Raw genomic sequence first — 22,829 nt, 5'->3', positions numbered from 1 at the left:
GGCGTCAGACACGATGTTTCATCAGGAGTAAATCCCATGAAAACCATGCAGAAAGTCTCGTTCAACGCTGTTGTCGTGACCGTCTTGCTCGGTCTCGGCGCCTGTTCCGGCATGTCGTCGCAAGGGCAGAGCACCGCCATCGGCGCTGGCGCCGGGGCAATCGGCGGCGCGGTGCTGACCGGTGGCAGTGCTGCCGGAACCGTCGGTGGCGCTGTCGTTGGCGGCGTCATCGGTCACGAAGTGGCCAAGTAAGGGCCGGTGACCAAACGCGATGCGCCCGGCCGGCATGGTCGGGCCATCCGTTTATTGCCGGCTTAAGGAGAAGCAAATGATCAAACCAGGAAAAACACTCAGCGCAGCCGTGATGATGGCCGCTCTGCTCGTCGCACTAAGCGCTTGCCAGAAGAAGGAAGGGCCGGTCGAACAGGCGGGCAAGAAAGTCGATCAGGCCGCAGAAAAAGCGGGTCAGCAGATCGAGAAAGCCGGCAACAAGATTCAGGATGCCGCTCAGGGCGACAAGAAATAGGCTGGGCAACGGACAAAGGAGTTTCAGCATGAAATTATTCCTGCTTGCAGTGTTACTGGCTGCCGCATCGGCGCCGACACGGGCTGCCGATGTCGGTGTATCGGTCAGTGTTGGTCAGCCCGGCTTTTATGGCCGTCTCGATATCGGTGATTATCCGCAACCGCAACTGCTCTATCAGCAGCCACGGATGATCGAGCGCGTTCCAGAGGGGCGTCCGCCGGTCTATATGCGTGTGCCGCCTGGGCATGCCAGGAACTGGCGCCGGCATTGTTCCGCCTACAACGCCTGTGACGAGCGGGTCTATTTTGTTCGCGATGGCTGGTACAACAACCAGTACGTCCCGCGTTACCGGGAGCAAAACCGTTACCGTGATGACGGACGTCATGATGGACGCCGCGATGATCATCGCGGGTACAACCGGGATGACCACCAACGGGGTGGTGATGACCGTGGTCAGCGTCGGTGAGGCCAGCCATGACTAATCTCGCAGCAGTCTCTGTCGGCAAGGCGCAAACGCGCCATGGTCGCCTTGGGGTCATTGCCATGGTGCTGGCCTTGCAATGTTTGCCAGCGCTAGCCGTTGATGTCGACGATGCCGCAAAAAGCAATGTCGCCAGCAGCACGCAAGCTGAGGTTTCCTGGATCAGCGGTGGCGTTGGTGACGAAGCCATGACGGAAATGCACAAGGTGGCGGCGGCCTATAACGTTCATGTGATGATGACCGGGGTGCTTGGCAACTATCTGGCCGGGGTTCCCTTTACGGTCAGCCGCCGCAACGGGCAAATGAAGGTTTCCGGCGCGACCGAGGGGCCGCTGCTTTACCTGAAACTGCCTGCCGGCAGCTATCAGATTGCCGTTGAAATCAACGGAGCGTCGCAAACCCGGCGCATTCAGGTGTCAGCTTCAGGGCCGGCAACAAAGGTGCGCTTTGTCGCCAAGAGCGAATAAAGCGCTAAATGCCTCAGCCGGCCTTTCGTCAAATTTGGCATGGGCCGGGAAAGGGCGAAATCGTCCTGCCAGCAAATGATCAGCTTTGATCGCCACCTCTGGCTGCGTTTTCGCAAAATCGCCGCACCCTACTGGTTTCGCGAGGAGAAGTGGCAGGCCAGGCGACTGCTTTTACTGCTCATTCTGTTGCTGCTCGGGCAGACTGGCTTTGCGGTCTTTTTCAACGAGCAGACCGGCGAATTTACCTCGGCGCTGGCGGCGAAGGATATCGACCGTTTCTGGCTTTCCATTCAGAAAAGCCTGCTTATCCTGGTCATCGGCGTGCCGGTCTTTGGTTTTTACTACGTCCGGGACCGACTCGCCTTGCACTGGCGGCGCTGGCTGACGCGGGATTTTCTCGGTGATTATTTCAGCCATCGCGCCTATTACGAACTGAACGCCAGTGCCGATATCGACAATCCGGATCAGCGGATTGCCGAGGATATCAATACCTTTACCCAGCGCTCACTGCAGTTCCTGATGGTGCTGTTCGGGGCGCTGCTTCAGCTGGTGGCCTTTTCCGGCGTGCTCTGGTCCATTTCGAAAGAGCTGGTTGCCTTCCTGGTCATCTATGCCGCCGCGGGTACGGCGGTGACGCTGCTGGTTTTTGGCAAGATCCTGATCGGGCTGAACTTCTATCAGCTCAAGCGCGAAGCCAATTTTCGCTTCAGTCTGGTGCGCATCCGCGAGAATGCTGAGGCTATCGCCTTCTATCGCGGCGAAGCACGCGAATCATCACTGGTTGGCGGGTATTTCAACGAAATCTTCAAGAATCTCAGCAAGCTGATCCGGGTGCAGTTGAATCTGAACCTGTTCCAGTTTGGCTACAGTTTCCTGACGGTCGTGCTGCCCAGCGCCATCATTGCCGAGCGCGTGATCTCCGGTGAGCTTGAAGTCGGCCGGGCTGTTCAGGCGGCGGGGGCTGTCGCCGCCATCCTGAGCGCGCTGACGGTGATCGTCGACAACTTCGACAACCTGAGCAAGTTTGCGGCCGGGATTCGGCGTCTCGACACCTTCCGCAAGTTTCTCGTCGACAGTGGCAGCGCATCATCTGCCAAAGATCGCGTTATCAAGTTTGTTCCTGGCCAGGATCTGGCCATCGAAAAGCTGACGCTGCGCACACCGAATCACGAGCGGACCTTGCTCAAGAACCTGTCGCTGACAATCAGCCCCGGACATGGCTTGCTGATCGTCGGCCCCAGCGGTTGCGGCAAGAGTTCACTATTGCGCGCCATCGCCGGGTTGTGGCACTCGGGCAGCGGACGGATCATCGGGCCGGATAGCCGGGAAATGCTCTTCCTGCCGCAGCGGCCTTACATGGTTCAAGGGAGCCTGCGCAACCAGCTGCTTTAGCCGAATGTCGAGAAAGGCCTGACCGATGCCGAGCTGCTGAATGTGCTGAAACAGGTCAATCTGCCCGACATTGCCACGAATTTCGATGGTCTGGATGCTGAACTGGACTGGGGCAAGGTACTGTCGGTTGGCGAGCAGCAACGCGTCGCTTTCGCCCGCGTCCTGCTGATCGAGCCGCGCTATGCCATCCTCGATGAGGCGACCAGCGCCCTCGATATCGCCAATGAGGAGAGTCTGTATCGACTGCTCGCGGCAACGAAGACGACTCTGGTCAGCGTCGGGCATCGGCCATCGATCCTGAAATTCCACCCGCAGGTACTGGAACTGAGCGGCGATGGGGCCTGGAAATTGACTGCGGCGGCCGATTATTGTTTCGAGTGATCTTTTCGGGGCTCTTTGTGCGCCAGCGAACGGAGCGGACAAGGACGTCGGGGTACTTTGACGTGGTAACTCCCGGTGCTTGCATGGCTGCCAAGCGGATGGGCTCTCATTCAATAGCCAGGAGGAATTTCCATGAAATATTCGATCATCTTTGCGGCAGTTTTGGCTGCCTTGGCGTTAAGTGCCTGTGACAAAAAACCGACCGTCGTGACACCGACTGTGGTCACCGTGCCTGTGCCTGGTCCGGCTGGCCCGACAGGGGCCACTGGTTCGAGTGGCACGACCGGGCAGACGGGTGCGACTGGATCAACGGGTGACACCGGCGCCACCGGCTCCAGTGGTGGCACTGGCGCCACCGGCTCGACCGGGGCAACCGGCGAGCCAGGAAAAACCAGCAGCGACACGGTTATCGTCATCCCGCCAACCCCTGCGCCGGCCCGTTGAGCCTTCGCTAGATCGAGTCTGGGACAGGCGGTGAGAAGGCAATCGTGGTTTTGCTGCCCAGCCCGGATATCGACCGCATGGTGAAGGCCTGTTCGCACTTGAGACTGGCGCTGACGTCAGCGTTTCTGCTGTTCGTTGCCGCCGGTTGTGCGATGCTGCCCGATACCGATGCCATCATCGCCCGTCATTCCGCGCAAACGGCCCGTTTCGAGAGTGCGCGCGGGACGATTTCGCCCGAGAAAAGCGCCGCCATCGTCGCCAGTCTGAAAAGCAGCGCTGGCGACATCGATATTCTCGACAAGCAAATCGCGCTCGAGCAAGCCATCGTGGGCAGTCCGCTGATCGTCGGCAACAAGGTCATCCTGCTTCAGGACGGCGAGGCCACCTACGCCGCCATGTTTGCCGCCATCCGTGCCGCCCGTGACCATATCAACCTGGAGTCCTACATCATCGAGGACGATGAAATCGGGCGCCAGTTTGCTGACTTGTTGCTGGCTCAACAGCAGCAGGGCGTGCAGGTCAATGTGATCTATGACAGCTTCGGCGGCATGAATACCCCAGCGGCGTATTTCGACCGCCTGCGGCAAGGCGGCATCAACGTCGTCGAGTTCAACCCGATCAACCCGCTCATCGCCAAGGGGCAGTGGCTGTTCAACAATCGGGATCACCGGAAGCTGCTGGTCGTCGATGGCCGGATCGCCTTCATTGGCGGCATCAATATCAGCAATGTCTATTCATCGAGCCCTGGCTCACGGCGCGCCAAGAAGGCGCTGGGTAGCGCGATTGACTGGCGCGATACCGATTTGCAGATCGAAGGGCCAGTCGCTGGCGAGTTGCAGAAATTGTTCATGGACACCTGGTCCAAACAGCAGGGAAAGCCGCTGGCTGGCCGAAATTACTTTCCGGAACTCAAGGCGCAGGGCAAGGATATCGTCCGTGCCATCGGCAGTACGCCGGACGACCCCTACAGCCTGATTTACCTGACGCTGATCTCGGCCATAGGGAACGCCGAAAGAGAGATTCACCTGACCAATGCCTATTTCGTTCCCGATCCCCGGTTGCTCAAGGCCCTCAGCGATGCGGCCGGGCGCGGTGTCGATGTCAATCTGATCTTGCCCAGTCAGACCGATTCGAAAATTGTCTTTCATGCCGGCCGCTCGCACTATTCAGCGCTGCTGAAGGTGGGCGTCAAGATTCACGAGAGGGGCGGGGCGCTGCTTCATTCCAAGACGGCGCTGATCGATGGCGTCTGGTCATGTGTCGGTTCGACCAATCTGGACTGGCGCAGCTTTCTCGATAATGACGAGGTCAATGCCGTGATCCTCGGTCGCGATTTCGGCTTGCAGATGAAGGCCATGATTGCCCGCGACCTTGCGGCATCGAAGGCGATCAGTGCGGAAGACTGGGCGAACCGATCCCTGTTGTTGCGCCTCCAGGAGTGGGGCGCCAGCCTGCTGCAGAGACTGCTCTAAGTCGAATTTGCGTTCGCACGGTTCAGCGGGGATCGAGAGCGATGATGCAAAATCTATATTCGTCTCGCTTCTGCGGCCTCTATCTGTGTCCTGGCGTACAGACCAGAAACCGACGTCAGGTCACGATGCGAACTGATTGCCGCGTCGCCGGTGCCTTGACGGCTTTTGTCTGGGCTAAAAAGGAAGGGTTCATCATGTTGCGCTACGCCATTGTGTTTTTCATCATCGCGCTGATCGCAGCGCTATTCGGCTTTACCGGTATCGCAGCGGGGGCTGTCGAAATCGCCAAGATCATGTTTTTCATCTTCGTGCTTTTGGCCCTGGTCTCCCTCGTCATGGGTTTTACGCGGCGCAAGTGAATCTCTTGAACGTCACGAATGAAATGCGATTGGCGGTGCTTTGCGTCAATGTGGCCGACGGAACGAAGCGGGTGCAGAGTCTCGGCGACCCGGAAGCGCGCTACGTGATTGAACGCTGTGCCAAACGCATTCGGCGCGCTGTTGAGAATCACGGTGGCCGCCTGGTGGATTATCAGGGCAGCAAGCTGATGGCTTTTTTTAACGATGGCGCCATTGCCTTCAAGTCCGCCATCGAGATACAGCAGCGGGTATCCGATTTGCCCCCGCATTCCGGATTTCCCCTGGCCGTGGGGGTCGGTCTGTGCGCCGGACATCAGGCGAGGGAAGGGCGGTATTTTCCAGCCGAAGGAAACAACCCGGCGGCCAATCTTTCTGCCGCCGCCCAGCCCGGCCGGATCCTGCTCAGCGTGCCCCGACGGGCCAGGCTTTTTCCCTGGCTGGAACTGGCTGGCGACCGTGTGCCGGATGTCGTGCTGAATTGTGGCCAGCGGCGCCTGGGCGTGTTTCAGGTGCCGACGCAGGAACCAGAACAAATGGCATTGAGCCTTGCCCTGGCCGATGCCGGCGATGGCGCTGGGCGACTCAGCCTGCGCTTCCGGGGGGCCGAGATGGTGCTTGACGAGAACCAGCCGATTACCCGGATCGGTCGCCTGCCGGACAGCGATATCGTTGTCCGTGCGGCCCGCTGCTCGCGCCAACACGGCAGGATTGAACGCCGTCTCGACCGTTTTGTCTTTATCGATCAGAGCACGAATGGCAGCTTTGTGACCTTTGATAAACAGGCCGAGGTGTTTGTTCATCGGAAGGAATTGCTCCTCTTTGGCCGGGGCCAAATCAGTTGCGGCTCGCCAGCTTCGAGGATGGGGGCTGAGGTGCTACGATTCCAGACGCTGGGACTGACCGATTAGCCGATCTTGATCAAAGAGGGTGGCTTCTAGAATGGCAACAGATTCGAATATCCGGCCCTGGTGGCTTCAGCCGCTTCCTGATCCGGCAAGGGCAACCGCTCCGGCGACCACCGGCTTGTCGAGTGGCGAAGCCAAGCTTCGCCTGAGTAAATTCGGCCCCAACCTGTTCAGTGATCATCAGGAACAGCCTCTGTGGCTACAGTTCCTGGCCCGCTTCAAGAATCCGTTGGTCCTGCTGCTGCTCGTCGCCAGTGCGATTTCGGCCATGACCGGCGAGATGACCAATTTTTTCATCATCTTCGTGATGGTGACGTTCAGCGTCACGCTCGATTTCGTTCAGGAACACCGGGCCGGCAAGGCGGCAGCCAGCCTGCGCCAGTCGGTGTCATTGCGGGCAAGCGTCATTCGCGACGGCCAGCGGCTCGACGTGGCGGTCGCCGAGGTGGTGCCAGGGGATATTGTCGTGCTCTCGGCCGGCGACATGATTCCGGCCGATGGTTTGGTGCTGGAATCGAATGACTTTTTCGTCAAGCAGGCCCTGCTGACCGGCGAGCCCTATCCGGTGGAAAAGCGCCCGGGCGAACTGACGGCCACGGCCACCGATATTCAGGACGCCGCCAATGCGGTGTTCATGGGGACCACGGTGATCAGCGGCAGTGCCAAGGTTCAGGTCGTCAATACCGGCGCCGGTACTGCCATTGGCGCCATTGCCGACACCTTGACCCGGAAGCCGCCACCCACGTCTTTCGAGATCGGCACGCACCGTTTCGGCATGCTGATCATGCGCCTGACCATCCTGCTCGTGCTCTTCGTGCTGCTGGTCAATGCCTTCATGCACAAGCCCTGGCTGGATTCTTTCCTGTTCGCCGTGGCGCTTGCCGTCGGCCTGACGCCCGAACTGCTGCCCATGGTGGTGTCCGTCACCCTGGCCCGCGGCGCCTTGCTGATGGCGAAAAAGAAGGTCATCGTCAAACGCCTGACGGCGATTCAGAATCTGGGATCGATGGATGTCTTCTGCACCGACAAGACCGGCACGCTGACTGAAGCCAAGATCCGCCTGGAACAGCACACCGATCCGCAAGGCAAGCCAAGCGATCGGGTGCTGGAACTGGCCTACCTCAACAGCTTCTTCGAAACCGGATTGAAGAGTCCGCTTGACGAAGCCATCCTGGCGCATCAGGACATTGATGTCAGCGCCTGGAAAAAGATCGATGAAGTGCCCTTCGATTTCGAACGGCGGCGCGTCTCGGTCCTGCTCGACAAGGGGCAGGGGCGCCTGCTGGTCGTCAAAGGTGCCTCGGAAGAAATCATTGGCCTGTGCTCGACCTATGAGGAGCAGGGCAATGTCGCCCGAATCCCGCTCGACAAGGCGGCCCGGGAAAAGATACACGCGGTGCATGTCGATCTGGAAAAAGAGGGCTTTCGTGTACTGGGCATCGCCTGGCGGGATGTTGCCGCCGACCACCCCCATGCCGTGATCGGAGACGAAGCGGAACTGGTCTTCGCCGGCTTTGCCGCCTTCCTCGACCCGCCGAAGGAGAGTGCCGGTAGCGCGCTGGCTGCCCTCAAGGAGAGTGGCATCAGCGTCAAGATCGTCACAGGTGACAGCGAACTGGTGACCCAGCATGTTTGCGGCCAGTTGAACATTCCGGTCATCGGCATCCTGACCGGCAAGGAAATGGCGGTAATGGATGACGCCGCCCTGCGCATCCATGTCGAAATGGCCAACCTGTTCTGTCGGGTGAATCCAGCCCAGAAGGAGCGGGTCATCCTGGCCCTCAAGGCACGCGGCCATGTTGTTGGCTACCTCGGCGATGGCATCAACGACGCACCGTCGCTGCACGCGGCCGATGTCGGCCTGTCAGTGGATTCGGCCGTCGACGTGGCCAAGGAGGCGGCTGACATGATCCTGCTCGATCATGACCTGCATGTGCTGCACGACGGCGTGCTGGAAGGGCGCAGAACATTCGGCAACATCATGAAGTACATCATGATGGGCACCAGCTCCAATTTCGGGAACATGTTCAGCATGGCCGGTGCGGCTTTGTTCCTGCCTTTCCTGCCGATGATGCCGACCCAGATCCTGCTCAACAATGTGCTTTACGATATCTCCGAGGTACCGGTTCCGCTCGACAAGGTCGATCCCGAGGAACTGCGCCGGCCGAGGGTCATGGACATGAAATTCATTCGCAATTTCATGCTGACCATCGGCCCGATCAGTTCAGCCTTCGATTTCCTGACTTTCTACCTCATGCTCAGCGTCCTGCAGGCCGATGAGAAGCTGTTTCAGACCGGCTGGTTCGTCGAGTCGCTGTGCACCCAGGTGCTGGTGATCTTCGTCATCCGTACCCGGGGTAATCCCTTCCAGAGTCGCCCGCATCCGGTATTGGTCGCCACTTCGCTGGGGGTCGCGCTGCTCGGCGCCGTACTGCCGTTCACGCCGCTGGGTACCTACTTCGGATTCGTGCCGCCACCGGCCAAGTTCTACTTCATCCTGGCCGGCATGGCACTGGCTTATCTGGTGATTGTCGAAGTGGCCAAGCGGGGGTTTTATCGCTGGCATTCGGCCAAAAGCCCGGCCCTACCGTGACGGATGATGGATCATCCGGCCGAAAATGATTGTTGTTGGCGCAGCGATTACTTTACGGGCAAGTTGCCTACCCAGTCGCATTTCAGTGAGCGGCAGCGATAGCGCTGAACCGGTGTGAATAGACTGAGCACCAGATCGATGAAACGTCTTGGAATGCGGTTCATCGAGCCGTGGCACAAAGGGCAGCGCCGGGCATTGCTGACCAGGGTGTGATCAGCGGTCGATAGCGTTGTCATGGCGGCCTCCTGTGAAATTCTGATGATGGCCATTTGAATTTGTTTGATGGGCTGACACAGGGAAAGTTGCTGACTCCCCGCGTCAGGCCCAAAGGGATCAGCGTGTCGGCGGGACGACGATCACCGTGCTGCCACTGGTGGTGCCGCCGGTCGAGCCTGTCTTGCCCTTGGCGCCGGTTGCGCCAGTGCTGCCCTGGGTTCCTGTTGCCCCGGTATCACCAACGGCACCGGTCGAACCTTGCGTTCCGGTTTCACCCTGGGCACCGGTGTAGCCGGTATTACCCTGATTGCCGGTCGATCCCTTGGCGCCGGTGTTACCGGTACTGCCTGTATTGCCCGTGTTACCGGTATTGCCGGTGCTACCGCGCTCGCCTTGCGGGCCCATCGGTCCGGTGCAGGCGCCCAAACCGAAGGCGGCGATGATCAATAGCGTGCTGAGTGATTTTTTCATGATTTTCCTCTTGAGTCGTATGCGGCCGAAAAGCTGCATGGCCCAGACTGCTCCCGGGGAGAGGGGAGGTCTGTTCGCTGGCACGCACAGCCCGGAATTGCTGTGGCCTTCAGCCGGTGCAGCTCACGCACGATGTTCGGAATGTTTGCCAGCACACTGACTGCCATGCGGCAAACGGGGTTTCATCCCCTCTCCTTAGTGGGGGGAATCCCGCATGCTTCATTCAATTGACCTTGTCGCGGCCAGCAGCCTTGTTGTGGACCACATACTTCCGGCCCTGATGTTGTTCGTTGCCCTGGCCCTGATCATCGTATTCATCGATTGAAGCGACTCACTCCGCGGCCCCTGTGTGGCTTGGCGCACAGTATGCGCAATGAGTTTGCCCTATTCTGGATTCATGTCGGTGATGGCACCGGCGTATGACGAATCAGGAGAACCCCATGAACCAGAAACCCAAAGAGCCGCTCCATAAAACCGGGCAAACACCACCGTCCTATTCGGATGAAGTGATCAAGCAGAAACAGAAGGCCGAACAGCGGGAAATCGCAGGCCGGCACAAGAATAGCGGCCCGAAGGATCACAAGGGCGCCCGATAAGCGATCTTGGTCTGCCCCGGGGCTTCCGTGAACGACTTTCCGATTGTTTGCGTTGGCGGTTCGGCCGGTGGCCTTGAGGCCTACATCAGGCTATTGCGTAATCTGCCGGCCGACATGGGTGTGGCCATCGTACGCATTGTCCAATGCCGGATTTGAACGAAAGCATTTAATGCCGGCCAATTATTTTTGCCTTGTGTGTGCAAGCGAACCCAGGGCCTGGTCGACGGATTATGAGCATCACGGCATAGCGCTAACCAGCGCTAATGCGTTGGCAAGCCAGTGTTGCAGCAGCAACCGGGCAGTGCCTGCGCAAAATCGTCGTGGCGGAACCATCCATCACCGTAAAGGGTAGACACCATGTATATCAAACTCGCTGCAAGCTGTTTCATCAGTGCCGCACTGATGCTTCCAATGGCCGGTTATACGGCGGATTCAGACAAATCATCGGCAACCACGATGGTCAAGGACTCAGTCATCACCACCAAGATCAAGGCAGAACTGGCTGCCGAGAAAATGTCCAGCCTCGTCAATATCAGCGTCGATACGGATCACAAGGGCGTTGTGACCCTCGGCGGCACGGCCGCCAGCAAGACTGCGGTAGACAAGGCTGTATCGATTGCCAAAGCGGTCAAAGGCGTCACCTCAGTCGACAATCAGATCAAGGTCGTGGCGGACAAGTAACCCATTTTTTTCCGTGATCAAGCGCACGTTTCGGGCTGCGATGCGGTCCCGGGACGTGCGAAATAGGAGTTGTAATGAACGGTTTTGTTCAGGATATTCAAAAACTCGCCCTTGAAAATGACGACTTTCGCCAGGTGTTGTACACGGCAAAGAATTCCCAACTGGTCCTGATGTCGCTGAAACCGCAGGAGGACATCGGCGCGGAAATTCACAAGGTGGATCAGTTCTTCCGCGTTGAGGAAGGCACTGGCGAGGCAGTTCTGAACGGGGCCCGAACGCCGATTCAAGCCGGCTTCGCAGTGCTCGTCCCGGCCGGGGTGAATCACAACATCATCAATACCGGCACGGTGCCGCTCAAACTTTATACGCTCTATGCCCCGCCCAACCATCGCGATGGGGTCATCCACAAAAGCCGTTCAGATGCCGAGGGTGATGCCGAGCATTTCAACGGCAAAACGACTGAACAACGGAGTATCAAATGAATGACGTGGCGATCAATAGCCATGTAGTGAGTTCAGGCTAGGGTACGCCTTGCTGATCTTTATGGGCCACCACAAGCACAGTTTGACGTGATGCCTGATCCAGTCCTGCGTATTTCCTTGCTGCCTTTTCCCGACCGGGCGGGCAGCAAGGCTGATTTCTATTGGTGGAGACTGATTCCTGCTACGGGGGACTTTGGGCGGAAAAGGAACCACCAGCCGGCCAGTGCAATCCCGAAGACGGCATGGGCGGCCATGGTTACCCAGTCGCGGCTCACGGTGAACCATGGGAAGACGGCCGTAAAGCCATGAAGATTGACGGCGTAAATGGCCAGGCCGTACAACCCCCCGATGGCCATTGCCTGGCGCGCGCCAAGGCGGCTGGCGAGCAGGGCAGGAATAATGGCGTAGATCGCAGACAGCCCAAAGTGGAGCAAGCTGGCGACCATCAAAATATCCCACTGTGCGGTTGCTGGCGGTGGCAAAACGTCCGCTCCCATGACGATGGCAGCGGCCAGGCGTGCATCGCGTAGCAGCGTTGCGAGCATGGGGATGTCGGTCAGCCACCACAGGGCAAGCTGAGCGATTGTGGCTATCGTTCCCGCGAAAATGCCAGAAAGAAGAACCGTGACCGGATTGATTCGGCGACCCCGATGCCAGGGGAAGCGATCAGACCTTGGCGGTTCATCCTTTGCCATCAGATCAACGCTTTTCTGGCCAACAAGGGGCGACTGGAGGTGGGCAGCCAGTCCCTTGCCGCCTTGAGCCATTAGTCGCACATGATTTCTGATGAAAATGGACCGGGCAAATGGAGCGAGCAGATTCATCCACCATTTGGTGCTGTGAACATGCCATTCAAAACGCACGACACTGACTTCCCCGTCGCAAGCAAAGCGCCAGCGGCCAATGCCTTGCAAGTCACCTTCGGCCATGCCCTCGATGGCTTCCAGATTTCTGATGCTGGTGGCACGTATCTCGAAGACGACCGGGTAGGGAAGTTTTCCGCGCCAGACATAGCGCCGGATGCTGTCGATGCCATCGTCGTCACCATCGACAATGGTTTCCACTTTTTCCGCCCCTTGCCACCAGTCCGGCCAGTGCATGGAGTCGTGAATGGCGTCGTAAACCTGCGTCAGCGGCGCTTTGATGTGCCAGATCGTCAGCAGGTGGTATTCGGCCACAACGTCTCCACGGCTTCTGGTGTTGTTAGTTCCAGACCGGTTCGCCCTTTGCCCGGCGAGCCGATTTTTCCAGTTGTACCAGTGTGATCAACAATTTCTGGATCAGTTTCCGGCTCCGTTCATCGGTCAGGCGGCCATCCTGGTCAAATCGTTCGGCGGCATTGCCGATCATGACCTCGGGTTGAACGACAACGGGCATATCGAGCGCCACGAGAATTTTCCGCAGATCGTACTGGGCGCGGGCAGTGCCGAAATTACCGATCGAGACGCCCATGATGGCGGCTGTCTTGCCTTGCCAGGCACTTTGGCCGTAGGGTCTTGAGGCCCAGTCGATGGCGTTTTTCAAGCCACCGGGCAGCGAGTAGTTGTATTCCGGGGTGGCGAACAGGATTGCATCGGCGGCAATGATCTTCTGCTTGAATTCGAGCACGGCGGCGGGTGGTGCCATTTCCTCGTCCTGATTGAAAACCGGAATCCCCTGAAGATCGGCAATATCCAGCGTGACGCCTTCAGGGAGTAATTCCTGCGCTGCTTTCAGGGCAAAACCGTTGTACGAATTCTTGCGCAGACTGCCCACGATTCCGAGAATATTCAGCGTAGCCATTTCATTCCTCCATTTGTCAGTTTGCCAGCATGCCTGCCAGCGAATGCGCGCTCTGTGCGATAGCGCACATAGGCAATCCCCTGTCCTATATGCGCTGCCGAACGGAGAACCTGCAGATGGAAAGAGATACTGATTGCAGGCTCCTGATATTTGAGCGCTTGGTGTGATTTCCAGTTCAAAAGGAGCCGGTTGTAATGTCTTTTTCCGTCTGGGCGCTGATCGTCGGCGCCTTGCTGATCACCATGGCTTTGGCCGGTACGCTGATGAAGCGATTGCCGGTCAGTGCTTCGATGTTTTATCTGGCGGTCGGCTACGGGCTGGGCAGTGCCGGATGGGGGCTGATGGCGCCTGATCCACGGCAGGTATCGGTCATTCTCGAGCGGGTCGCCGAAGTGGCCTTGCTGATTTCACTGTTTTCGGTCGGCCTGAAACTGGGACTGCCGTTTTCCAGCCGACACTGGCGCTTGCCCTTGCGTCTGGCTTTTGTCTCGATGGCGCTGACCATCGGCCTCATTACGTTGGCCGGCATCTTCCTGCTGGGTATGCCGCTGGGGGCTGCGATCCTGCTCGGCGGGATTCTGGCCCCGACTGACCCGGTCCTCGCTGCGGATGTCCAGGTCGATGAACCTAGTGACCGTGATCGTCTGCGCTTCAGCCTGACCGGCGAGGGCGGTTTCAACGACGGCGCCGCTTTCCCCTTCGTGATGCTGGGCCTGGGACTGCTGGGCATGCACGAACTTGGCAGCTGGGGCTGGCGATGGATCGCGATCGATGTCCTCTGGGCCTTGGCCGGTGGCTTGCTCATCGGGAGCCTGCTGGGGGCATTGATCGGCAAACTGGTGGTCTATCTGAGAACGCGCCATCAGGAAGCGGTCGGGCTGGATGAATTTCTGGCACTTGGGCTGGTTGCCCTGGCTTTCGGTGTGGCGCAATTGCTTCAGGCTTCGGGATTTCTCGCGGTCTTCGCCGCCGGGCTTGCCTTGCAGCGAGTCAAGGAACGCTCGCGCCACCAGAAGGCGCCAGACGAAGGGCCGGCCGGTTTGCAAGGCAAGGATGCGCACCTGGCTGTCGCCACCCATCCCAATCTCGCCAGCGCCTACATGATGCAGGCGGTACGTGGCTTCAACGAACAACTCGAGCGGATCGCCGAACTGGTGATTGTCCTTGCCGTTGGCGCCATGCTGGCCTATGTCCGGATCGATGCATGGGCAATTGCCTTCCTTGCCCTCCTGTTTTTCGTCCTGCGCCCGGTGTCGGTCTGGCTGGGATTGCTTGGCGCCTCAGTGTCCGGTGATCAGCGTTTCCTGATTGCCTGGTTCGGCATCCGCGGTATTGGCTCTGTCTATTACCTGATGTTCGCCCTGAATCATGGCCTCTCAGGTTCGCTGGCCGATCAGGCGATCAATATCACCCTGCTGGCGGTGGCTGCTTCCATCATCCTGCACGGGGTTTCGGTGACCCCTTTGATGGCGCTCTATGGCAGGCGGCAGGCCGGCAGGAGCAGGCGTTCGCTATCAGAGAACCGTCGCCACGACATTCGCTGATCGCCCCGCTTCGGCATCGGCCAGCAGGCAGGCATCGTTGCGCACGGCATGCGCAATCGGTAGCTTGGCGTCTTGCTGCCAGGCGAACAAAGCGGGGGACTTTTCAGCACCGGTAACCAGGACCAATTGCTTGCGGCAGGCCCGCAGTGTCTGAAAGTTCAGGCTGACCCGCTCGCTGGGGGGCTTGGGTGCGCTGTGTACCGCGATCACCGGTGCGACGTGGTGGCCGTTCAGCGAAAACAGACTGGCGGTGTGCCCATCTTCTCCCATGCCAAGCAGCACGAGATCGAAAGGCTGTTTGTCTCGAATGGTGGCTGAGTATTCTTCCGCCGCACGTGTTGCGCCATGTTCGGCCGGCATCGGGTGGATCTGCCCGGCCGGCATCGCCACGCGGGAAAGCCAGACCTCATTTGCCAGGCGTGAGTTTCGTCCGGGGTCGTCAGCAGGCAGGCAGCGTTCGTCAGTCCAGAATATCTCCCAGGCTCGCCAGTCCTGAACCATCCCGGCGAGCATTTCATAGGTCCGTCGCGGTGTGTTGCCTCCGGCCAGGACGATGCGAAATACTTGCCGCTCGCGGATCGCAGCCTCGGCTTCGGCAATGATGATGCGGCAGGCCTGAGCCGCCACTTCCTCAGGGTTTGCCAATATTTTGGTGTTGACCGGCAGCATCAGGTTTCCCCTTCGGATTTGCCATTGCAGCTCAAAGTCTGCCGCCATGCCCGATCCGCCTGGCCAAATATCTGGTCGGCTGCTTTCGGCCCCCAACTGCCGACCGGATACTGCAATGGCGGGCGTTCATCGTCAGCCCAGCCGCGCATGACAGGATCGACCACATTCCATGCCGCCTTCACCTCGTCATAACGCAGGAAGAGGGATCGATCGCCTTGAATGACGTCCATCAGCAAGTCTTCGTAAGCATCCGCCTTGCGTTCGCCGGGATTGCCAACCGAGGCATCCATCGATATCTGACGGGTGCGCGTTTCCTGGCCGGGCACCTTGGCCGATATTTCCATCTGCACCACATCGTCCGGCTGAATACCGATCAGCAGCCAGTTCGGATGAACGGCGGAGGCACCTGTTCCTTGGAAAAGCTGCATTGGCGGTTCGCGGAAACGCACGGCAACCATCGAACGGCGTTCCTTGAGGCGCTTGCCGGTACGCAGATAGAACGGCACATCGCGCCAGCGCCAGTTGTCCACATACAGCTTCAGCGCGGCATAAGTCTCGGTATGGCTGCCGGCGGCGACTCCTGCTTCCTGCTGATAGCCGGCATACTGGGCGCGCACCGTATGGCTGGCCAGTTGCGGCAACTCTAGCGGGCGGATCGAGCGCAGCACCTTGACCTTTTCATCACGCAGCGACTCGGCTTCCAACGAAACCGGCGGCTCCATGGCCAGCAAGGCAAGAACCTGCAACAGGTGGCTCTGGATCATGTCGCGCGTTGCGCCGCCATGCCGGTCGTAATAATTGGCCCGCCCATCCAGGCCGACCGTTTCGGCATGGGTGATCTGTACCTGGTCGATGTAATGCCGGTTCCACAGGGGTTCGAGGATCATGTTGGCGAAACGCAGGACCAGCAGGTTCTGGACGGATTCCTTGCCGACGTAATGATCGATCCGGTAAATCTGCTCTTCCTTGAGGTGCGTATTGAGTTCGTGCTGCAAGTCGCGGGCCGATTGCAGGTCGTGGCCGAAGGGCTTTTCAATCACCATCCGTCGCCAGCCAGCGCGCTCCGCCAGCAAACCGGCCTGGGCCAGCCTGATGGTGATCGGCGCGTAGAACTCGGGACTGACCGAGAGGTAGAAAATCACGTTGTTGCCGCAGTCGCTGGCCCCGATCCAGCTGTCCAGCGCCTGATAGAAGGCGGCATCTTCAAGGTCGCCGGCGAGATAGTCGAGGCGCTGGAGAAAGCGGTCGAGCAGTGCTGGATCGCTTGTTTCCAGGCGCTGCCGAACCTCGCTGCGCCAGCCATCCCGCGTATGAGGCGTGCGGCCGCAGCCGAGAATGCGGACATCCGGCGCCAGCTGCCCGAGGCGGTGCAGCTGGTACAAGGCGGGCAGGAGCTTGGCCATGGCCAGATTACCCGTCGCCCCGAAGATCACATAGGCATGCGACTCGGTGGCGCAACTCATGGCAGTTGCTCCTCGACTCCGTCACCCAGCCAGCGGGTGTGGAAGTTTTCCGACCCGTCGCGGTCGGTGCGCTGGTAGGAATGGGCGCCGAAGAAGTCGCGCTGCGCCTGAATGATGTTGGCCGAACCATTGGCGCAACGATAGCCATCGTAGAAGGCGAGGGCAGAGGAGAGAGCGGGCGCCGCGACGCCGCTGCCGACGGCGAGCATCACGGCCTGCCGCCAACCGGCTTCGGCGGCCTTGATTTCGGCGATGAAGAAGGGATCCTGCAACAGGCTGGGCGGCACCGGTGTACGGGAAAAGCTGGCCTTGATGTCGGCCAGGAAGCGGCTGCGGATGATGCAACCGGCGCGCCAGAGCAACGCAATTTCGCCGTAGGGCAAAACCCAGCCCTCGGCTTCGGCGGCCGCCTGCATCAGCATGAAGCCTTGCGCGTAGGAAACCAGCTTGGCGGCATAGAGCGCGTCGTGCAGGGCGCTGAGACAATCGGCGCGAGCTGTTTTCGCCACCGCGACCGGTTTGCTGCCGAGCAGGGCAGCCGCCGCCACCCGTTCGGCCTTGCGCGCCGACAGCATCCGGGCATGCACCGCTTCGCCGATCAGGGTCAGCGGCACGGCGTGGTCGAGCGCGTCCTGAGCCGTCCATACGCCTGTGCCTTTCTGGCCTGCACGGTCGAGAATGTTATCGACCAGCGGGCTGCCGTCCTTGTCGCGCTGGCGCAGGATGCGACTGGTGATATCGATCAGGTAGGACTCGAGGCGGCCGGCATTCCATTCGGCGAAGGTGTCGGCCATTTCATCGTGGCTCATGCCCAGCGCGTGCTGCATCAGGTGGCAGACTTCGGCGATCAGCTGCATGTCGCCGTATTCGATGCCGTTATGCACCATCTTGACGTAATGGCCGGCCCCGCCGTCGCCCAGCCACTGACAGCAGGGTATGTCATCGACCCGGGCCGCAATCGACTGGAACATGTCGCGTATGGTCGGCCAGGCCGCAGCCGCGCCGCCCGGCATCAGCGATGGCCCGTGGCGGGCACCTTCTTCGCCGCCGGAGATGCCCATGCCGACGAAATGAATGCCCTGGGTCGCCAGTTCACGGCAGCGCCGCTGGCTGTCCCGGTAATTGGAGTTGCCGCCATCGATCAGGATATCGCCCGGTTCGAGCCTTGGCAGCAGTTGCCCGATCACAGCATCGACCGCCCGCCCGGCGGTGACCATCAGCAGGATGATGCGCGGCGGGGCCAGATGGCTGACCAGTTCCTCAGGGCTGCCAGCCGCTGCGATCACCCGGTCCAGGCCGTGGGTGGCGACGAATTCCGTGGTCACGGCCAGCGTGCGGTTATAAACGCTGAGGCGGAAACCCTGGTCGCTGAGGTTGAGCGCCAGGTTGACGCCCATCACCCCGAGGCCAATGACGCCGATATCTGCTGTGCTCATGCCTGTCTCCGCCTTTGAGGCCTGGTCTACGCTGGACAACGGGAAAAGCGGCTTGTTCCCAAGCCTTGCCTGCCTCAGAGAATGAAGTGGGTGTTGATGAAGTTCGATTTGTTACCGAGCACGATGGCGTCGAGCAGCTTCTTCGAGGCCTCGGTCTGCTTGGCGGCGACCATGGTGCGGATCGAGAAGGCGCGCAGCGCGTCATGGACGGACAGGGTGCCTTCGGCCGAATCCCTGCGCCCGACGAAGGGGAAGACGTCCGGGCCGCGCTGGCACTGGCAGTTGATATTGACCCGGCAGACCTGATTGACCAGCGTATCGACCAGCGAGGCGATCTGCCCCGGATCGCTGCCGAAGATGCTGACCTGCTGGCCATGGTCGGAGGTGATCACGTACTCGAGCGGCGTTTCGATGTCCTCGAAGGTCGCGACCGGGATGATCGGGCCGAACTGTTCCTCGCGGTAGAGCTTCATGCCCTCGCTGACCGGAAAGATCACAGCCGGGTAGAACAGGGTTTCAACCGTGGTGCCGCCGCCGGGGTTGATGACCTTGGCGCCCTTGCTCAGGGCATCGGCAATGCACTCGTTCATGTAGGTGACCATCGCCATCTCGGGCAGCGGGGTCAGCGTGACCCCGGCTTCCCAAGGCATGCCGATGGCCAGCTTGCCGACTTCCTCGCAGAAGCGACGCAGGAAAGTTTCGGCGATCGACTGATGCACCAGGATCATCTTGATTGCCGTGCACCGTTGGCCATTGAAGGAGAGGGCGCCGGTGATGCATTCCCTGACCGTCAGCTCGATGTCGGCGTCGGGCATGATGATCGCCGCGTTCTTGGCGCCGAGGCCGAGGATGGCGCGCAGGCGGTTGGTCTTCGGGTGCGATTTCTTGAGCTGGTCGGCGACTTCGGACGAGCCGATCAGGGCCAGCACATTGACCTGGCCGGAGCCCATGATGTGCGGAACGACGACGTGGCCCTGGCCATAGACGATGTTGATGACGCCGGGCGGGAAGGCACTACGGAAAGCTTCGAGCATCGGGTAGTAGAGCAGCACGCCAAAGCGCGGCGGCTTGAAGAGCACGACGTTGCCCATGATCAGCGCCGGGATCAGCGTGCTGAAGGTCTCGTTCATCGGGTAGTTGTACGGCCCCATGCACAGCGCGATGCCGACCGGCGAGCGGCGGATCTGGGCGATGGTGCCGTCGACGATCTCGAAGCGCGAATTGCTGTTGTCCAGCCGTTTCAACTCCTCGACGGTGGCGCGGATGTAGTCGATGGTGCGGTCGAATTCCTTCTGCGAATCGGCCAGGCTCTTGCCGATTTCCCACATGATCAGGTTCACGATCTCGCGGCGGCGGGCGACGATCTGGTTGGTGAAATCGCCAACGCAGGCAATGCGCTCGGCCACCGACAGGTTCGGCCAGGCGCCACGGCCGTGATCGTAGGCGGTTACCGCCGCGGCCAGTGCTGCATCGGCCTCGACGGTGCCGGTGACCGGCACGCTGCCCAGTTCGACATGACTCAGCGAGCCGTCACTACCCTGCACGCAGACCGGCGAATGCACCGTCCGCGTCTCGCCCTTCCAGATCCGCATTTCACCGTTGATCAGGATCGCGCGCTGGTGAATTGGCGCAATGATGCGGCAGTCGCCGGGGATCTCGCTTTCGCGAGGGAATAGCGCAGTCAGCTGATCGGCGGTTTTCATCCGTTAGTAGCGGTTGGGATTGTTCGGGCGCGAGTCTTGACGGTCAGGTACACCGTCGCGGTCATGGTCCCTGTCGCCCCGATGGGATCCGCCATCGCGCCCGCCGCGATGTTCGCCACCATCCCGGTATGGACCGTCGTAAACCACGCAGCCGGAGAGCAGGCTAGCCAAGGCGAGCATCAGTACAAGTATTTTTTTCATGGTTTTTCCTGATCAGGTTTCGAGTTTTACCGACAGCGTGATCGGTGCGTTGAACAGCTTGGATACCGGGCATTCGCGTTTGGCGATATTGGCGAGTCTTTCCAGGCTGGCCTGGTCTGCCCCCGGAACATTGGCGACCAGTTCAAGCTGGATGGCAGTAATCGAGAATGCGTTGTCGACCTTGTCGAGTGTGACAGTAACGTGGGTTTCGAGGCGATCCGGCGTCATGCCTTCGTTCTCCAGCAGCGCCGCCAGTGCCATGCTGAAACAGCCGGCATGGGCGGCGGCGATCAGTTCTTCCGGGTTGGTGCCGGCGCTTTCCTCGAAGCGCTCCTTGAAACCGTATTGGGCATTGTTCAGGATGCCGCTTTGCGTTGAGATCTTGCCGGCGCCTTTTTGAAGTCCGCCAGTCCAGGCGGCTGATGCAGTTCGTTTCATGGTGATTCCATTGATGGTTGCTCAGTTGGCAATGCGCATCGGCTTGCCGGGGAGTTGGGCCCGGATTTCGCCGTTCGGGTAAGCCTGGCTATGTACGTTCACATACAGGTTGCCGGCCAGGTAGCTGGTGTATTGGGCGTCGCTGAATTTGGCGTCGGCCGGGATGGTGAAGGTGTTATCGTCCTTCCTGATCAGGGTGATGATCGGCGGCCCATTCTTGCCGACGGCGCCCTCGTGGATATGGGCCATCGTCGGCACCATGCCCTTGGTGTCGATACTGCCGCTGACGGTGCGATTGGGCAGAACGTTGATCGTCACCATGCCGGTGGCCGCAGTGGTAACCGGTGGCACCTCGGCAGCGCCGGTCAGCGAAATCGAGATCGGCGAGTCGGCATAGAGGTTGAAAGCGGTCAGCAGCAGGGCGAACGGCACAAGGCGGCTGAGCCAGCGAGCGGAACTTGATTGCATGGTCATTTGCGGCACCTTCAAATGAATTGTCGAGTCGTGATGGTGCGCCGGTCGGGGGGGCTTCTCTGTTCGCCAACACACACAGGCGGAATTCACCGGTATCTATGTTGGCTGGCACACTGAAACCTTTGCCTTTGTCATGCATAGTCGTGACGGCAGCAGTTGGCTGCTCAGGCATTGGAGATCGCAAATGAATGACGAAATCGAACACCTGCCGGGTACGCGGCACCGCGCGACACAAACCGGTTGTCGCCACTGGGCGCCGATTGCGCCACTGCTGGAGGATGAGAAAGATGGGTCCAAGGAAAGACTGGTGATGCCGCAGCTCGGCGAATTCACCGTTGCGCACGTCGAGCCACCCGGTCCTGAGTAAAGCCTCGCCATGGAATTCAAGGACTATTACAAGATCATGGGGGTGGCGCGGGATGCGACCCAGGACGAGATCAAGCGCGCCTATCGCCAGCTGGCCCGCAAATATCACCCCGATGTCAGCAAGGACCCCGAGGCCGAGATTCGGTTCAAGGAACTCGGCGAAGCCTACGCGGTGCTCAAGGATCTGGAAAAGCGCGCCGCCTACGACCGGCTGGGTGCCAACTGGCAGGCCGGGCAGGATTTTCGGCCGCCACCCGATTGGAACGCCGGTTTCGAGTTTTCGGGCGATGGCGCGAACGGCAGGGGCGCCGAGGATTTCAGCGACTTTTTCGAATCCTTGTATGGCCGTGGTTTTGCCGGTGCCGGCCGGGGCCAGCGGGAGTTCCATGCCCGCGGCGAGGACCGTCACGCCCAGATCATGATCGATCTGGCCGACGCCTATAGTGGCGCCACCCGGGTCATCACGCTCGGCACGCCCGAGGTGGATGCCAACGGCCGGGTGACGATGCGTTCACATCAGCTCAACGTGACCATACCGCGCGGTGTTCGCGCCGGTCAGCACATTCGTCTGACCGGGCAGGGCGCACCCGGTATCGGTCAGGGCAAGGCAGGCGATCTTTATCTGGAAGTCGCATTCAATCCCCATGCCCATTTCCGGGTCGAGCAGCGCGATGTCTTTCTCGACCTGCCGCTGGCGCCATGGGAAGCGGCCCTAGGGGCAACGGTCAGCGTACCGACGCCGGATGCCACGGTCGACCTGAAAATTCCGCCCAATTCGAAATCCGGCGGCAAGCTGCGACTGAAAGGCCGCGGTATCCCGGGCAATACACCCGGCGATTTCTATGTCGTGTTGCAGGTGGTCTTGCCGGTGGCGGAAAGCGAGGCCGACAAGGCCTTCTACGCCAGTATGGCCGAGCAGTTCAAATCATTCAAACCGCGGTCTAGACTGGGAGCGTAAGCATGGACAAAGACAAGATGCTGCCGCAACCGAGCGCGATCATTCTTGAAGAGCAAACCGACCTGACGCTGAGTGACGTCAGTCAGGCCTGCGCCGTGCGCGTCGAAACCATCGTCGAACTGGTCGACGAGGGGGTACTCACGCCCAGCGGCCGGGAGCCGCATCGCTGGCTTTTTACCGGCACCCACCTGCGTCGCGCCACGGTGGCCATCCGTCTGCAGCGTGATCTCGGCGTCAATCTGGCCGGCGCTGCGCTGGCCCTGCAACTGCTCGACGAACTCGAAGCCCTGCAAGCCCGGCTGCGCAAAGCCGGCGCTCTATGAAAACGG

At 60.1% G+C, this 22,829-nt stretch carries 28 protein-coding genes and 1 pseudogene; 18 read left to right on the top strand and 11 right to left on the bottom strand.

Annotation, left to right across the window (positions count from 1 at the left end):
* The first annotated feature begins 36 nt into the window (after nt 1-36).
* From DARO_RS10775 to mgtA, 10 genes and pseudogenes are all read left to right on the top strand, one after another.
* Nucleotides 37-252, top strand: coding sequence for a YMGG-like glycine zipper-containing protein (locus DARO_RS10775; RefSeq protein WP_011287832.1), 216 nt, complete (start codon nt 37-39; stop codon nt 250-252).
* 76 nt (nt 253-328) lie between these two features.
* On the top strand, nt 329-526 hold the full coding sequence (locus DARO_RS10770; RefSeq protein WP_041224335.1) for a hypothetical protein: 198 nt from the start codon (nt 329-331) through the stop codon (nt 524-526).
* A gap of 28 nt (nt 527-554) precedes the next feature.
* Nucleotides 555-992, top strand: coding sequence for a hypothetical protein (locus DARO_RS10765; RefSeq protein WP_011287830.1), 438 nt, complete (start codon nt 555-557; stop codon nt 990-992).
* Between the two features lie 8 nt (nt 993-1,000).
* Nucleotides 1,001-1,474 (top strand): hypothetical protein, encoded by a 474-nt coding sequence (locus DARO_RS10760; protein ID WP_011287829.1) that lies wholly within the window; start codon nt 1,001-1,003, stop codon nt 1,472-1,474.
* Between the two features lie 39 nt (nt 1,475-1,513).
* Nucleotides 1,514-3,247: pseudogene (locus tag DARO_RS10755) on the top strand (ABC transporter ATP-binding protein/permease).
* Nucleotides 3,248-3,379: 132 nt separating this feature from the next.
* Complete coding sequence (locus tag DARO_RS22260; protein ID WP_083761516.1) at nt 3,380-3,691, top strand: hypothetical protein; 312 nt, start codon at nt 3,380-3,382, stop codon at nt 3,689-3,691.
* A 44-nt stretch (nt 3,692-3,735) separates the two neighbouring features.
* Nucleotides 3,736-5,163: a cardiolipin synthase gene (cls, locus tag DARO_RS10745; protein ID WP_011287827.1), complete on the top strand. Its 1,428-nt coding sequence runs from the start codon at nt 3,736-3,738 to the stop codon at nt 5,161-5,163.
* 41 nt (nt 5,164-5,204) lie between these two features.
* Nucleotides 5,205-5,522 carry a DUF1328 domain-containing protein gene (locus tag DARO_RS23315; protein WP_497463057.1) on the top strand — a complete coding sequence of 106 codons (318 nt, stop codon included), beginning with the start codon at nt 5,205-5,207 and terminating at the stop codon, nt 5,520-5,522.
* 5 nt (nt 5,523-5,527) lie between these two features.
* Nucleotides 5,528-6,430, top strand: coding sequence for an FHA domain-containing protein (locus DARO_RS10735; RefSeq protein ID WP_157037192.1), 903 nt, complete (start codon nt 5,528-5,530; stop codon nt 6,428-6,430).
* A 31-nt stretch (nt 6,431-6,461) separates the two neighbouring features.
* Nucleotides 6,462-9,020, top strand: a complete 2,559-nt coding sequence (gene mgtA / locus DARO_RS10730) for a magnesium-translocating P-type ATPase (RefSeq protein ID WP_011287824.1) — start codon at nt 6,462-6,464, stop codon at nt 9,018-9,020.
* Between the two features lie 47 nt (nt 9,021-9,067).
* Here the strand turns inward: mgtA and DARO_RS10725 are convergent, their stop codons facing one another.
* Both DARO_RS10725 and DARO_RS10720 read right to left on the bottom strand, forming a co-directional pair.
* Nucleotides 9,068-9,289, bottom strand: a complete 222-nt coding sequence (locus tag DARO_RS10725; protein ID WP_041224333.1) for a hypothetical protein — start codon at nt 9,287-9,289, stop codon at nt 9,068-9,070.
* Nucleotides 9,290-9,353: 64 nt separating this feature from the next.
* Complete coding sequence (locus DARO_RS10720) at nt 9,354-9,707, bottom strand: hypothetical protein (protein ID WP_041224332.1); 354 nt, start codon at nt 9,705-9,707, stop codon at nt 9,354-9,356.
* Nucleotides 9,708-10,147: 440 nt separating this feature from the next.
* On the opposite strand from DARO_RS10720, the gene DARO_RS22825 reads away from it, so the two are divergent.
* The 4 genes from DARO_RS22825 (at nt 10,148) to DARO_RS10710 (ending at nt 11,466) form a co-directional block, all read left to right on the top strand.
* Entirely contained in the window at nt 10,148-10,303 is a 156-nt protein-coding gene (locus DARO_RS22825) for a hypothetical protein (protein ID WP_157037191.1), read from the top strand.
* 27 nt (nt 10,304-10,330) lie between these two features.
* Nucleotides 10,331-10,459 carry a chemotaxis protein CheB gene (locus tag DARO_RS22645; protein WP_497463056.1) on the top strand — a complete coding sequence of 43 codons (129 nt, stop codon included), beginning with the start codon at nt 10,331-10,333 and terminating at the stop codon, nt 10,457-10,459.
* 201 nt (nt 10,460-10,660) lie between these two features.
* Nucleotides 10,661-10,984: a BON domain-containing protein gene (locus DARO_RS10715; RefSeq protein ID WP_011287822.1), complete on the top strand. Its 324-nt coding sequence runs from the start codon at nt 10,661-10,663 to the stop codon at nt 10,982-10,984.
* A 74-nt stretch (nt 10,985-11,058) separates the two neighbouring features.
* Nucleotides 11,059-11,466, top strand: a complete 408-nt coding sequence (locus DARO_RS10710) for a cupin domain-containing protein (protein ID WP_011287821.1) — start codon at nt 11,059-11,061, stop codon at nt 11,464-11,466.
* Between the two features lie 158 nt (nt 11,467-11,624).
* Here the strand turns inward: DARO_RS10710 and DARO_RS23070 are convergent, their stop codons facing one another.
* Together DARO_RS23070 and DARO_RS10695 are read right to left on the bottom strand one after the other, a co-directional pair.
* Nucleotides 11,625-12,644, bottom strand: a complete 1,020-nt coding sequence (locus DARO_RS23070; RefSeq protein ID WP_011287820.1) for an SRPBCC family protein — start codon at nt 12,642-12,644, stop codon at nt 11,625-11,627.
* Between the two features lie 25 nt (nt 12,645-12,669).
* Complete coding sequence (locus DARO_RS10695) at nt 12,670-13,248, bottom strand: NAD(P)H-dependent oxidoreductase (RefSeq protein ID WP_011287819.1); 579 nt, start codon at nt 13,246-13,248, stop codon at nt 12,670-12,672.
* 194 nt (nt 13,249-13,442) lie between these two features.
* Between DARO_RS10695 and DARO_RS10690 the strand changes: the two genes are divergently transcribed.
* Nucleotides 13,443-14,792, top strand: coding sequence for a cation:proton antiporter (locus tag DARO_RS10690; RefSeq protein WP_011287818.1), 1,350 nt, complete (start codon nt 13,443-13,445; stop codon nt 14,790-14,792).
* Here DARO_RS10690 and pgl read toward each other — a convergent pair.
* From pgl to DARO_RS10660, 7 genes are all read right to left on the bottom strand, one after another.
* The gene (gene pgl / locus DARO_RS10685) at nt 14,763-15,461 is read right to left on the bottom strand and encodes a 6-phosphogluconolactonase (protein WP_011287817.1); all 699 of its coding nucleotides are present in this window, start codon (nt 15,459-15,461) and stop codon (nt 14,763-14,765) included. The genes DARO_RS10690 and pgl overlap by 30 nt on opposite strands.
* Entirely contained in the window at nt 15,461-16,924 is a 1,464-nt protein-coding gene (gene zwf / locus DARO_RS10680; RefSeq protein WP_011287816.1) for a glucose-6-phosphate dehydrogenase, read from the bottom strand. Before zwf ends, pgl begins: the two co-directional genes overlap by 1 nt.
* On the bottom strand, nt 16,921-18,360 hold the full coding sequence (gnd, locus tag DARO_RS10675) for a decarboxylating NADP(+)-dependent phosphogluconate dehydrogenase (protein ID WP_011287815.1): 1,440 nt from the start codon (nt 18,358-18,360) through the stop codon (nt 16,921-16,923). Before gnd ends, zwf begins: the two co-directional genes overlap by 4 nt.
* A gap of 74 nt (nt 18,361-18,434) precedes the next feature.
* Entirely contained in the window at nt 18,435-20,063 is a 1,629-nt protein-coding gene (locus DARO_RS10670; RefSeq protein WP_011287814.1) for an NADP-dependent glyceraldehyde-3-phosphate dehydrogenase, read from the bottom strand.
* A gap of 3 nt (nt 20,064-20,066) precedes the next feature.
* Entirely contained in the window at nt 20,067-20,264 is a 198-nt protein-coding gene (locus tag DARO_RS22250) for a hypothetical protein (RefSeq protein WP_083761515.1), read from the bottom strand.
* 12 nt (nt 20,265-20,276) lie between these two features.
* Nucleotides 20,277-20,702 carry an OsmC family protein gene (locus DARO_RS10665; protein ID WP_011287813.1) on the bottom strand — a complete coding sequence of 142 codons (426 nt, stop codon included), beginning with the start codon at nt 20,700-20,702 and terminating at the stop codon, nt 20,277-20,279.
* 21 nt (nt 20,703-20,723) lie between these two features.
* Nucleotides 20,724-21,176, bottom strand: coding sequence for a CHRD domain-containing protein (locus tag DARO_RS10660; protein ID WP_011287812.1), 453 nt, complete (start codon nt 21,174-21,176; stop codon nt 20,724-20,726).
* Between the two features lie 184 nt (nt 21,177-21,360).
* On the opposite strand from DARO_RS10660, the gene DARO_RS10655 reads away from it, so the two are divergent.
* The 3 genes from DARO_RS10655 to DARO_RS10645 are packed head-to-tail and all read left to right on the top strand — an operon-like array spanning nt 21,361 to nt 22,823.
* Entirely contained in the window at nt 21,361-21,543 is a 183-nt protein-coding gene (locus DARO_RS10655) for a hypothetical protein (RefSeq protein WP_041224331.1), read from the top strand.
* 9 nt (nt 21,544-21,552) lie between these two features.
* Complete coding sequence (locus DARO_RS10650; protein WP_011287811.1) at nt 21,553-22,500, top strand: DnaJ C-terminal domain-containing protein; 948 nt, start codon at nt 21,553-21,555, stop codon at nt 22,498-22,500.
* A 2-nt stretch (nt 22,501-22,502) separates the two neighbouring features.
* Nucleotides 22,503-22,823 carry a chaperone modulator CbpM gene (locus tag DARO_RS10645; RefSeq protein WP_011287810.1) on the top strand — a complete coding sequence of 107 codons (321 nt, stop codon included), beginning with the start codon at nt 22,503-22,505 and terminating at the stop codon, nt 22,821-22,823.
* Nucleotides 22,824-22,829: the final 6 nt, after the last annotated feature.

Source organism: Dechloromonas aromatica RCB (assembly GCF_000012425.1).
This window is presented reverse-complemented; position numbering and strand designations above follow the sequence as displayed.

What these genes read in the sequence shown, in the direction of transcription:
- DARO_RS10775 (WP_011287832.1), top strand. Translation starts at nt 37, where the DNA reads ATGAAAACCATGCAGAAAGTCTCGTTCAACGCTGTTGTCGTGACCGTC.
- DARO_RS10770 (WP_041224335.1), top strand. Translation starts at nt 329, where the DNA reads ATGATCAAACCAGGAAAAACACTCAGCGCAGCCGTGATGATGGCCGCT.
- DARO_RS10765 (WP_011287830.1), top strand. Translation starts at nt 555, where the DNA reads ATGAAATTATTCCTGCTTGCAGTGTTACTGGCTGCCGCATCGGCGCCG.
- DARO_RS10760 (WP_011287829.1), top strand. Translation starts at nt 1,001, where the DNA reads ATGACTAATCTCGCAGCAGTCTCTGTCGGCAAGGCGCAAACGCGCCAT.
- DARO_RS22260 (WP_083761516.1), top strand. Translation starts at nt 3,380, where the DNA reads ATGAAATATTCGATCATCTTTGCGGCAGTTTTGGCTGCCTTGGCGTTA.
- DARO_RS23315 (WP_497463057.1), top strand. Translation starts at nt 5,205, where the DNA reads ATGATGCAAAATCTATATTCGTCTCGCTTCTGCGGCCTCTATCTGTGT.
- mgtA (WP_011287824.1), top strand. Translation starts at nt 6,462, where the DNA reads ATGGCAACAGATTCGAATATCCGGCCCTGGTGGCTTCAGCCGCTTCCT.
- DARO_RS10725 (WP_041224333.1), bottom strand. Translation starts at nt 9,289, where the DNA reads ATGGCCATCATCAGAATTTCACAGGAGGCCGCCATGACAACGCTATCG.
- DARO_RS10720 (WP_041224332.1), bottom strand. Translation starts at nt 9,707, where the DNA reads ATGAAAAAATCACTCAGCACGCTATTGATCATCGCCGCCTTCGGTTTG.
- DARO_RS22825 (WP_157037191.1), top strand. Translation starts at nt 10,148, where the DNA reads ATGAACCAGAAACCCAAAGAGCCGCTCCATAAAACCGGGCAAACACCA.
- DARO_RS10715 (WP_011287822.1), top strand. Translation starts at nt 10,661, where the DNA reads ATGTATATCAAACTCGCTGCAAGCTGTTTCATCAGTGCCGCACTGATG.
- DARO_RS10710 (WP_011287821.1), top strand. Translation starts at nt 11,059, where the DNA reads ATGAACGGTTTTGTTCAGGATATTCAAAAACTCGCCCTTGAAAATGAC.
- DARO_RS10695 (WP_011287819.1), bottom strand. Translation starts at nt 13,248, where the DNA reads ATGGCTACGCTGAATATTCTCGGAATCGTGGGCAGTCTGCGCAAGAAT.
- DARO_RS10690 (WP_011287818.1), top strand. Translation starts at nt 13,443, where the DNA reads ATGTCTTTTTCCGTCTGGGCGCTGATCGTCGGCGCCTTGCTGATCACC.
- pgl (WP_011287817.1), bottom strand. Translation starts at nt 15,461, where the DNA reads ATGCTGCCGGTCAACACCAAAATATTGGCAAACCCTGAGGAAGTGGCG.
- zwf (WP_011287816.1), bottom strand. Translation starts at nt 16,924, where the DNA reads ATGAGTTGCGCCACCGAGTCGCATGCCTATGTGATCTTCGGGGCGACG.
- gnd (WP_011287815.1), bottom strand. Translation starts at nt 18,360, where the DNA reads ATGAGCACAGCAGATATCGGCGTCATTGGCCTCGGGGTGATGGGCGTC.
- DARO_RS10670 (WP_011287814.1), bottom strand. Translation starts at nt 20,063, where the DNA reads ATGAAAACCGCCGATCAGCTGACTGCGCTATTCCCTCGCGAAAGCGAG.
- DARO_RS22250 (WP_083761515.1), bottom strand. Translation starts at nt 20,264, where the DNA reads ATGAAAAAAATACTTGTACTGATGCTCGCCTTGGCTAGCCTGCTCTCC.
- DARO_RS10665 (WP_011287813.1), bottom strand. Translation starts at nt 20,702, where the DNA reads ATGAAACGAACTGCATCAGCCGCCTGGACTGGCGGACTTCAAAAAGGC.
- DARO_RS10660 (WP_011287812.1), bottom strand. Translation starts at nt 21,176, where the DNA reads ATGACCATGCAATCAAGTTCCGCTCGCTGGCTCAGCCGCCTTGTGCCG.
- DARO_RS10655 (WP_041224331.1), top strand. Translation starts at nt 21,361, where the DNA reads ATGAATGACGAAATCGAACACCTGCCGGGTACGCGGCACCGCGCGACA.
- DARO_RS10650 (WP_011287811.1), top strand. Translation starts at nt 21,553, where the DNA reads ATGGAATTCAAGGACTATTACAAGATCATGGGGGTGGCGCGGGATGCG.
- DARO_RS10645 (WP_011287810.1), top strand. Translation starts at nt 22,503, where the DNA reads ATGGACAAAGACAAGATGCTGCCGCAACCGAGCGCGATCATTCTTGAA.